General features: G+C 55.9%; 9 protein-coding genes and 3 pseudogenes. 10 read left to right on the top strand and 2 right to left on the bottom strand.

Annotated features, from left to right (window positions below; genetic code table 11):
* Positions 1–119, top strand: a pseudogene (locus PGX04_RS21765) (IS630 family transposase); the annotation flags it as partial.
* On the opposite strand, the pseudogene PGX04_RS21760 reads toward PGX04_RS21765, so the two are convergent.
* A pseudogene (locus tag PGX04_RS21760) lies at positions 116–1420 on the bottom strand (ISNCY family transposase); the annotation flags it as partial. The pseudogenes PGX04_RS21765 and PGX04_RS21760 overlap by 4 nt on opposite strands.
* 297 nt (positions 1421–1717) lie before the next feature.
* Here PGX04_RS21760 and PGX04_RS21755 point away from each other — a divergent pair.
* The 3 genes from PGX04_RS21755 to PGX04_RS21745 all read left to right on the top strand — a co-directional run bounded on the left by PGX04_RS21755 (position 1718) and on the right by PGX04_RS21745 (position 4361).
* A complete protein-coding gene (locus tag PGX04_RS21755; protein WP_273740416.1) occupies positions 1718–2254 on the top strand; it encodes a hypothetical protein in 537 nt (178 codons plus the stop codon).
* Between the two features lie 762 nt (positions 2255–3016).
* Positions 3017–3400, top strand: coding sequence for an ArsR/SmtB family transcription factor (locus tag PGX04_RS21750; RefSeq protein ID WP_205251207.1), 384 nt, complete (start codon positions 3017–3019; stop codon positions 3398–3400).
* Position 3401: 1 nt separating this feature from the next.
* The gene (locus PGX04_RS21745; RefSeq protein ID WP_205251916.1) at positions 3402–4361 is read left to right on the top strand and encodes a permease; all 960 of its coding nucleotides are present in this window, start codon (positions 3402–3404) and stop codon (positions 4359–4361) included.
* Between the two features lie 134 nt (positions 4362–4495).
* Here PGX04_RS21745 and PGX04_RS21740 read toward each other — a convergent pair whose 3' ends face one another.
* Positions 4496–4918: a RidA family protein gene (locus PGX04_RS21740; RefSeq protein ID WP_273740415.1), complete on the bottom strand. Its 423-nt coding sequence runs from the start codon at positions 4916–4918 to the stop codon at positions 4496–4498.
* Positions 4919–5061: 143 nt separating this feature from the next.
* Between PGX04_RS21740 and PGX04_RS21735 the strand changes: the two genes are divergently transcribed.
* From PGX04_RS21735 to PGX04_RS21710, 6 genes and pseudogenes are all read left to right on the top strand, one after another.
* Positions 5062–5460 carry an ArsR/SmtB family transcription factor gene (locus PGX04_RS21735; RefSeq protein WP_205251205.1) on the top strand — a complete coding sequence of 133 codons (399 nt, stop codon included), beginning with the start codon at positions 5062–5064 and terminating at the stop codon, positions 5458–5460.
* On the top strand, positions 5453–6619 hold the full coding sequence (gene arsB / locus PGX04_RS21730) for an ACR3 family arsenite efflux transporter (RefSeq protein ID WP_273740414.1): 1167 nt from the start codon (positions 5453–5455) through the stop codon (positions 6617–6619). The genes PGX04_RS21735 and arsB overlap by 8 nt, the downstream gene beginning before the upstream one ends.
* Before the next feature lie 15 nt (positions 6620–6634).
* Positions 6635–7081, top strand: a complete 447-nt coding sequence (locus PGX04_RS21725) for a low molecular weight phosphatase family protein (protein ID WP_273740413.1) — start codon at positions 6635–6637, stop codon at positions 7079–7081.
* A gap of 572 nt (positions 7082–7653) precedes the next feature.
* The gene (locus PGX04_RS21720; protein ID WP_337959482.1) at positions 7654–8235 is read left to right on the top strand and encodes a DUF7342 family protein; all 582 of its coding nucleotides are present in this window, start codon (positions 7654–7656) and stop codon (positions 8233–8235) included.
* Positions 8236–8238: 3 nt separating this feature from the next.
* Entirely contained in the window at positions 8239–8697 is a 459-nt protein-coding gene (locus tag PGX04_RS21715; RefSeq protein WP_273740411.1) for a hypothetical protein, read from the top strand.
* Positions 8694–9035: pseudogene (locus tag PGX04_RS21710) on the top strand (site-specific integrase); the annotation flags it as partial. The gene PGX04_RS21715 and the pseudogene PGX04_RS21710, both read left to right, overlap by 4 nt.
* Between the last annotated feature and the right edge of the window lie 67 nt (positions 9036–9102).

Below are 9102 nucleotides of genomic sequence, written 5' to 3'. Positions count from 1 at the left end.
AACTCGATCAAGAACTTGGGAACCGTCTGTTCGAGACGCTTGACGATCTTCGTGATGCTGCTCTCTCTGCACTCAACCGAATCAAAGTTCCAGATGTCTTTACGTATTTATGTCCGTGAGTATGAATATCCTGAATTGCCGCCAAGTCATCCTCGTACGTCGGCACTGGGGAAAGGTACGTGAGCCCGCGTTCGTGAACATCTGCGTACACTCGATTGACGTAGAATCCACGGTCGAACATCACCATATCCAGGTCGACGAACTGCTCGGCCCGGTCAAGCAACCGACTTACTAAGTCGGCTTTCGAGTACGATGGAGAGTCGTCGGGTTCCCACGCAGAGTCCTCTTTCACTGGTTCGATGCCGAGTACAATCGGTGCGTGGTCTCCTACTAAGGTGATCGTCGCGTACTTGTATCCACGCTTGTACTCGCCGTCTTTCTTGTACCCACTCACCATCTTCGGATAGTCCGGCTTCGCGATACCCGCTTCTTTGTCCTCCCACGGCCAGACGTGGAACTGCTTGTGCGTGATGTCGATCGCTGCGACGGTCTCCCGAGAGTCGAACGGGTCGTCTCCGCGAATTGAGTTGATGATGTTTTCCGTCGCGGCGTTGAACGCTGTCATAATTGCGTCCCGAATCCGGTCGATTTCGGGCATCGAATCATCGTCCTCAAAATCTTCGAACGTGAGCTGGCCGTCCGAGTCTTCCGGTGTCGCGATCTTCTTGATTGCCCGTAGAAAGGTCGAGTCGTCACAAATGAGGTCGTCGTTGGTGAGCCAGCCGTACTCGGCTTCTGAATGAGCACTGCCGTTGTTCGCGCAGATACTCGCAAACATATCCAGCATTACCTCGTCGGAGTACGTCTTGTGGGCTGCTCGGTGCGTGTCGAACTCAGGGATAACGTGTTTTCGAGCGAGCGTCAGCGTCTTCTGGGCCTTCTCCTTCTTGTACTCATTCGCGCTTTGTGACTCTTCCTCGGTTTTGGCTGGGACTGATGGGACGAGCCCTTCTGTGAGGACGTCGTTGTCGAGAGCAACTTGCCGGACGCCAGCAACCGTGCGATTGAGGACTTTCTGGGTATCCTCGCTGAACTGCGCGTGCGTGTACGAGAGCTGTTGTTGGGTCGGTGTATTCGAGAGATCGGTAATATCGAGGTGGAAGCTCTTGACTAAGCTCGGCTCCCGACCAAGTCGTTGCGCTAATTCGTTCTGGGAGATGCCACGAATTCCTTTGAACAAGAGCGTGCGGAACATTTCGTCAGTTCCAAAGGTTACGCGGTTCTGATCGCGGGTATCTTCCAATTCGGCGACGGGAATTGAGAGTTTCCGGATGACGTCCCAGAGGTGGTCTTCACGCTCACAGAGCGTCTCCGCGTGGACAATGATTGACTCAGCGACAGCCGACGGATCAGTTGGCATTGAGCCACCTCTGGGGCGAGTTGTTCTGTTTCAGGGCTGCGGTCGACCAGATACTGGAGTGATACTGTGTAGACGTGTCTGTTGAGAAAGGGTGAATATCAGTATAGGATAGAGTGAAAGATTGATTGTGCATTAATGTCGATTGTCTGCTCTTGGCTTGTGGTGGGAGACATATGAAGGGGTATACGTGCTATACTTGGAGAATTGATTGTGGCTACAATTCGATGTGAGTCAAGAATCAGTATGAATCAAATTTCGGTTGGGTTTATAGTGGTGGGTGGAGAACAGGGAGGTACGATGGGCTTGGACGAACTTGAGGCGTTTCTTCGGAAGAAGGGAGCGGCGGAACTCATCACGGAGATCGGGACGGGAACAGCGACGTTCAACGCACTCGTCGACGCGGTTGCAGTAAGTGGATCGACAGTGTCCTCACGGCTCTCGGAAGGTGTTGAGCGCAACGTGTTCACGGTGAGTCACAGGCCAACCGAGCATGGGACAGAGAAGCGGTATGAGCTCACGATCCTCGGGCGTCGCGTGTATGATTGGGCAGTACAGACGGAGTTCGAGCGGAAGGTCCGAGAGCTCCGGCGGATCCGGCAGGAACGTGAGACGGCGTTCGAGCAGCTGGTCGGGAAAATCAATCGGGATATGGAGATTCGCAAAATGGTGGTCGACGTAGACCCATTGGTGGATGAGGACGTAGAGCTGCCTGAGGGTACGTCTGTCGTGCAGAAAGAGCCGTCAGAGGAAGCGCTCCGTGAAGCTCATTTCGAACGGATGGAAGAATCCCTCGAGCCCATCACAGACGACCAATCCGAAGAGAATAGTGAGTGAAGACAAACTCCTGAACGCTAACTACACCTGCGTGTGTAACGCGGAAGACGTATATCTAGATATATTGTTTGCATGGGCCGACGTTCAGTTCTCCGTGATACGGCACTCATGGGATGCATTTTCATCGCGGTTCTCGCTATTATTGGAGTTCTTATCGCTTTGATTCTCAGTGAACCTCCTGTAACGTTCTTAATCGACCTGTTCACATACCCACATTGGCTGTTCACGGTAGCGATCTGTCTGTATTTTGTTGTCACCGCGTATCGACGAGCAAAAGCGAATTACGCTTAAGGTATGGCATCTGCGCTGATAGACCCACGTTCTGTACTGAGCAATTCGCAAGTCACCCGTATTGACTGTACTCCGGTCAGAATGCATCACTTTCTGCGGATTCAACAGAGCAGAGCAGACAATTTGAACAGTGGCGTGGTCCAACTCTTTCAGCTGTCCTAATAGACCTCCGAGATTGATCAGAATATGATTCGAGGAGAGTCCCAATCTTTAAGACGAATCGTGAATATACAATATAATGTAATGGCTCAAAGTGCCCTCGGCCGAATCTGGAATCGACTCGTTGACCGCTACGACCAAGATGAAGACGAGGACTGCTGTGGCTCAACTATCGAAGAAGTCCCAGCTGACTGCTATGGCCAAGATGAAGAAGAGGACTGCTGTGGCTCGACTATTGAAGAAGTTCCAGCTGATTCGTCAGAGTCCGATTCAAACAGCTGCTGCGAATAATTCAAAACGTATAATCAAAATATGTCTGGAACAGAATCCCCGCCCGACGATGCTGTGAATGCACTCGAACGACTCTATGATAACCCAGAAGATCGGATCGCTACCTTACAGAATGTACGGCTACCGAAACAGGATGTTGCCGGACAAGCGGCTGTCTTCAAGGCGCTTGGCAATGAGGATCGGCTCCGCATCCTTGAGGCTCTCCGGGACTCGGAGTGCTGTGGCTGTGAATTACAGGTCGTCCTCGACGCTCCGCAATCGACGGTCGCTACCCACCTCCGGAAATTAAAAGAGGTAGGACTGGTCAAGTCCCGTAAGAAAGGCAAGTGGAGCTACTACCGTATCGCCGATACAGCGGTCTTCGAACTACTCGACCTCGCCCACGCTATCCAGGAGGATGCTTGAGATGCTTCCACCAGGACTCGGCGAGGCACTACTCGACTCCTGGGACTATTTCCTCCACCTCGCCGTCATTCTCGTTCCGTTATTCATTGGAGCCTCCTTCCTCGTAGGCCTTGCACAAGAGTACCTCCCTCCGGAGAAAGTCGAGCGCAAACTCCGTGGCCACGATGAAGGAACCGGTAATGTTGCTGCCGCTGGCCTGGGCGCGGTGACACCGTTCTGCTCGTGTTCGACTGTCCCTGTCCTCGCTGGACTACTTCAAGCAGGTGCACCACTCGGACTCGCATTCTCGTTCTTGCTTGCGTCGCCACTCGTCAACGAGATCGCGGTGATTCTACTTATCGGTCTGTTTGGAATCGAGATCACGATCTACTACGTCGTTATGACATTCGTTGCTGCTGTCATCGGTGGAATTGTTATCGGTCGGCTTGGGCTGGGTGAGCACATCAAAGACGTCCGGATCGTTGAGGAAACGGAGCAGACCATTGCAACGGACGGCGGAACCGCTGATTGTTGTGCAGGTAGTTCCGACACGGCAAATCAGACGCACAGCCAGCACGTTGAGACTGCCGCACGTGAGGCATGGTCGTTCTTCGTTGATACGCTTCCGTACCTCATTCTCGGAATGACGCTCGGGGCGCTAATTCACGGTGTCGTTCCAGTTGATGTTCTCCACACCGTCCTCGGGTCGGAGAATCCGCTAGCCGTCCCGCTAGCTGCGTTGGCCGGTGCGCCGGTCTACATCAGCCTCAGCGGAATGCTACCTATCGCTGCCTCGCTCAGCGAGCAGGGTATTGCGATCGGGACGGTCCTCGCGTTCGTCATCGGTGGCGCGGGAGTGAGCATTCCGAACCTGATCCTCCTGAACAAGCTCTTCAAGCGCCGGCTGTTGCTCGTCTACGCCGGGACGGTCGTCACGATCGGAGTCGTGGTTGGTGTTGTGTTCAACGTCTTCATCGTCTGAGTCCCTGCATTAGAATGCAGTACTTACGTCTTCATCGCCCTCGAACAACACCGTGACGTCGTCATTCTCTACCCTGACGACACTCTTCATCGGTAGAAACAGCCCCGTATGGTATTCGTAGCCGTCAGTTGTCGTTATTCGACAGCGACGACGGCGTCGACGGTGACTGTAGCACCGCCGAGCAGTTCACAGACGCCGACCGTTGTCCGCGCGGGATACGTCTCCTCGAAGTACTGTTCATACGTCTCGTTCACCTGCTCGTACGCGTCCATGTCCGCGAGGTAGAGTGTGACCTGAAGCACGTTCTCAATGGTCCGCCCGCGCTGAGCGAGGACGGATTCGAGGTTCTCTAGGCAAAGTTCCAGCTGCTTCGACGCAGAGTCATTGCTTTCTACTGTTCCATCCCGTTCCGGGAGCTGCCCCTCGACGAAGAGGAGATCCGAATCACCGGTTCGCTGGCCGAATGCGCCCGTAAACTCAGTTCCGTCGCGTTGTTTGCGGGTGGCGTCACTTGCACGCGAGACGACACGGGTTCGGGTGGTTGATTCGCTCGCCATGTATTAGTTGTGTTGTTGTTCAACTAACTTAGTTCGACCGGTCTTCAATCAAACGCCCATATATGATCATATGGGGATTGTTGTCCGGGTACGTTCGTTCGTAAACGAAAGTACTAATTGAGTCGTTTCTCAACTAGATGCTAATGGCACAAGCCACAGATCGATTACGACGCTATCTCGACGACGAACTCGGGGAGTGTCGCAGCGAGGACGTCGAGCGGCGGCTCGACGAACTCGGCACGCTCGAAGCAGCACTTGGGGAAGCGCAGGTGAATACTGAACTCAATGTGCTCTCGGCACTATCCAATGAGACACGATATACGCTCGTCCGTGTGCTCGTTGCAGCCCAAGAGGAACTCTGCGTCTGTGAGTTGCACGCGGTCGTCGACGTGACCGAGAGCGGTCTCAGTCACGCGCTCTCGGCGCTCGTCGACGCGGGCCTTGTCGACGGGCGGAAGGACGGCCGCTGGAAGAAGTATCGGGCAACCAACCGTGCGGTCGCCCTCGTCACCGTCCTCGAAGGGAGCGTGAGCGATGAGTAACGTCGATACCCATGATCACGGGCCGAACTGCGACTGTGAGAGCTGTGGTGACCCGCGGTCGATGGACTTCCTCGACAAGTACCTCACCGTCTGGATATTCGGCGCAATGGCCATTGGCGTGGGACTCGGATACGTTGCCCCGTCGGTGACTGAGCCGATTCAGAACCTCCACCTCGTAGAGATCGGACTCGTGCTGATGATGTACCCACCGCTGGCAAAGGCGGACTACTCGCAGCTTCCGACCGTTTTCAGCAATTGGCGGGTACTCGGGCTGAGTCTCATCCAGAATTGGCTGATCGGCCCGACGCTAATGTTCGGGCTCGCAGTCATCTTCTTCAGCGGGCTGGTTCCCGGCTTGCCGGCTCGCCCCGAATTCTTCCTTGGACTCATCTTCATCGGGATGGCCCGGTGTATCGCGATGGTGCTGGTCTGGAACGAACTCGCCGAGGGCTCGACCGAGTACGTAACTGGGTTGGTCGCGTTCAACAGCCTGTTCCAGATCATCACCTACGGGGTGTACGTCTGGTTCTTCGCGTTGTTCCTGCCACCACTACTGGGTATGGAGACGCTCGTCGCCGGCATCACCACCTTCGACATCACGCCGATGCAGGTGTTCGAGGCGATCGTCGTCTTCCTCGGGATTCCCTTCGCAGCGGGCTTTCTCACCCGCTATGTCGGAACGCGGATCAAGAGCGAGGAGTGGTACGACGAGGTGTTCATTCCGAAGATCGATCCCCTGACGCTTGTCGCGCTGCTGTTCACCATCATCGTGATGTTCGCCACGCAGGGCGAGAACATCGTCGCCGCGCCCGCGGACGTCCTGTTGATCGCCGTGCCACTGACGATCTACTTCGTGGTGATGTTCCTCGTGAGCTTCGGCATGGGCCGGGGAATCGGTGCGGACTACTCGACGACGACCGCGATCGGGTTCACGGCTGCCTCGAATAACTTCGAGTTGGCAATCGCGGTCGCGGTCGCAGTGTTCGGCGTCGGCTCCGGAGTTGCCTTTGCGACCGTCATTGGGCCGCTCATTGAGGTGCCGGTGTTACTCGCGCTGGTCAACGTTGCGCTCTACTTCCAGCGCAAACTCGACTGGAGTGGGTCTGGGACTGGAAGCCCTGGCCCATCCGCTCCTGAACCGACTACAAACGACGACTAATTACCACCCAAGCCAATGTCCACGAATACTGATTCGGCTGAACCGATTCGTATCGCCTTCATGTGCGTCCAAAACGCTGGTCGTTCCCAGATGTCCACGGCGTTCGCAGAGCGCGAACGCGACCGCCGTAGCCTCGACGACCGCGTCGAAATCCTGACTGGCGGGACGCATCCGGCCGACCACGTCCACGAGGAAGTGATCGACGTGATGGACGAGACTGGCTTCGACCTCTCCGATCGAACGCCGCGCGAAATCACAATCGACGAACTTCAGTCGTGCGACTACGTCGCGACAATGGGCTGTTCCACACTAGACGTCGGCGCAGTTGGGAGTGCTGTCGAGGTGCGCGACTGGGCGCTCGACGATCCTGATGGGGAAGACCTAGAGCGAGTGCGCGAGATTCGTGACGAAATCGAACAGCGGGTTATCGCACTGTTCGACGAGTTTAGTACCGCTCCCTAAGCAGCCTTCCCCTGATTACACATCGGTATATTAGGGGTGAAACGTCGGGTAGAGGAACTCGAATCAGAGCAGAACTAACGTTCTCACATTTTCGATATTCTGATTGTACCTCTCATCTACGATTCAATTCCATTTGATTGGTCGATCTCCGGAGTGAAGAGCCAGAGAACGAACTTATGGGCTGATTTTCTGAGCCGCAAGACGTGAAAAGTGTCGTCCAACTGGTGGTTTGTAGAAATCCAAACGCCGAATCTGTGGCGCAGAGCGAGGTCCGGGATTTTGTATAGCGATATACAATATATAATTTCCTGTAGTACGGAATTCCGGGGGTAAGAGACTCCAGATGCCGGTATTCTCCTGATGGGGCGAATACAGCAAGTGGTCCTGATTATGCCCGTAATCACGATCATATTGAAGTACCCCGACGCCGTCGGGTGAGCACGAATGCTGCAACTGCCTCACGACGGCGCTTCCCCCGGGGTAGAGCCGTCAAGAACAGGGTTCGAGTTTGCTCTGGCCCTCCTCAACCGAGGTCGAGGCGATGGCGAAGAATTAGTTTCGGTATAGACCTAATGACCTCAACCTATATTAAGACAAAGCCCGAACGGTGTTGTATGACCGAAGACGAATCGAACTCCGAGGGCCTGATGGAACGCCAGACAACGGGCGAAGACCGCGTGAGGATGACCGCCCGACAGCTGTCGGAGCCGCGGACGGCAAACTGGATCGCCTCCGAAGCGGGCTGGTCACACGAACCAACCAAACGCGTCCTCGAACGCCTCGTAGACGATGGAATCCTCCATCGTGACGAAAACGGCACCCACACGACGTATTACCCAGATCACCGCCGCCAAGCGATGCAGGAGGCGATGCGTCTTCGAGACAGCGGGCACACGGTCGAGGAACTCACGAACCGTCTCGCCGATATGAAGACGCAGATCCGCAACTGGGAGGATGAATTCGGCGTCGAGTCACCGAATCAGCTACGCGGGACACTCGCTGACGAGTCCCTTGACGCTGACGAGGAAGACCGTCGCCGTGAGATTGCCCGCGAGTGGGAGCACCTTCAGCGGCGTCTCCAGATCGTTGGCTTCGCCATCCGCGAATGGGACTTCCTCGCTCCGACGACAGAGCCTGCCGAGGCCAGCAGCTAACGGATGTCGGTCCCACATCCGGGTGGTGATCCGAACGCGAACCTCTACGCCCAGCTGAAGCGAGACGTCCTCGACCGTGTGCCACAGATCACGGCCGTCGAGTACGTTCCGGACGATATCGAGGCCAAGCAGCTGCGAGCGGTTTTCGATCCGGCCCGTCTTGATCCCCCGGCAGGTCCTGATTCGCCGGAACTGACCGTCAAATGGTATCGACAGGACCCACACGATTGGTTCCGTATCAACTACACCGACCCGAACACGGGCTTTCACGCTGGCTGGCACCAGGACGAGGACCACTCCGATCTCGGACAGGCGCATTTCCAGTACTCAGCCGCCGATAAGGAGGACCGCTGGGGGATCACATTTGAACACGAGACTCCCTCCCTGATTCTCTGGGAAATCGCCGAAGAGCTCCTTGAGAACGTTCGGCCGACCTACCAGTACATGGACGAGGAACCATGACTCCCGATAAGACATCCCGAGAGCGCGCTGAGCAGTCACTTGCGAACTCTTTCGAGCGCTACCTCCAGGACAAGGGGAAAGGCCGCGGTGGGGACGGTGGGAACTATCGACGAAACGCTGCACGCGAGCTCGAGCGGTTCGCCGAGTGGGCCGCCGGCGACCGCGGCGACGACGACTGGACCGGGATCGTCCCCGACGACGTCGACCGGGAGCCGACCTTCGAAGACCTCGACGAGCGAGTGTTCCGCGAGTACGCGCGGCATCTCGGGGAAGATCGGGGACTCAAGCAGAACACCGTACAAACCTATTACCGCTATATCTCTGCGTGGTGCGGGTGGTCACAACTTCGGGATCTCAAATTCTACAAACCACCATACAGCTGACACCCGTTACGATCGTCCTCAG

The organism is Natrinema soli, from assembly GCF_028618695.1.
Note: the sequence above shows the minus strand (reverse complement) of the source record. Positions and strands in the feature narration are given on the sequence as shown.

Bases quoted from the DNA above. Each gene is read 5' to 3' on its own strand.
- PGX04_RS21755 (WP_273740416.1), top strand. From the start codon at position 1,718: ATGGGCTTGGACGAACTTGAGGCGTTTCTTCGGAAGAAGGGAGCGGCG.
- PGX04_RS21750 (WP_205251207.1), top strand. From the start codon at position 3,017: ATGTCTGGAACAGAATCCCCGCCCGACGATGCTGTGAATGCACTCGAA.
- PGX04_RS21745 (WP_205251916.1), top strand. From the start codon at position 3,402: ATGCTTCCACCAGGACTCGGCGAGGCACTACTCGACTCCTGGGACTAT.
- PGX04_RS21740 (WP_273740415.1), bottom strand. From the start codon at position 4,918: ATGGCGAGCGAATCAACCACCCGAACCCGTGTCGTCTCGCGTGCAAGT.
- PGX04_RS21735 (WP_205251205.1), top strand. From the start codon at position 5,062: ATGGCACAAGCCACAGATCGATTACGACGCTATCTCGACGACGAACTC.
- arsB (WP_273740414.1), top strand. From the start codon at position 5,453: ATGAGTAACGTCGATACCCATGATCACGGGCCGAACTGCGACTGTGAG.
- PGX04_RS21725 (WP_273740413.1), top strand. From the start codon at position 6,635: ATGTCCACGAATACTGATTCGGCTGAACCGATTCGTATCGCCTTCATG.
- PGX04_RS21720 (WP_337959482.1), top strand. From the start codon at position 7,654: ATGACCTCAACCTATATTAAGACAAAGCCCGAACGGTGTTGTATGACC.
- PGX04_RS21715 (WP_273740411.1), top strand. From the start codon at position 8,239: ATGTCGGTCCCACATCCGGGTGGTGATCCGAACGCGAACCTCTACGCC.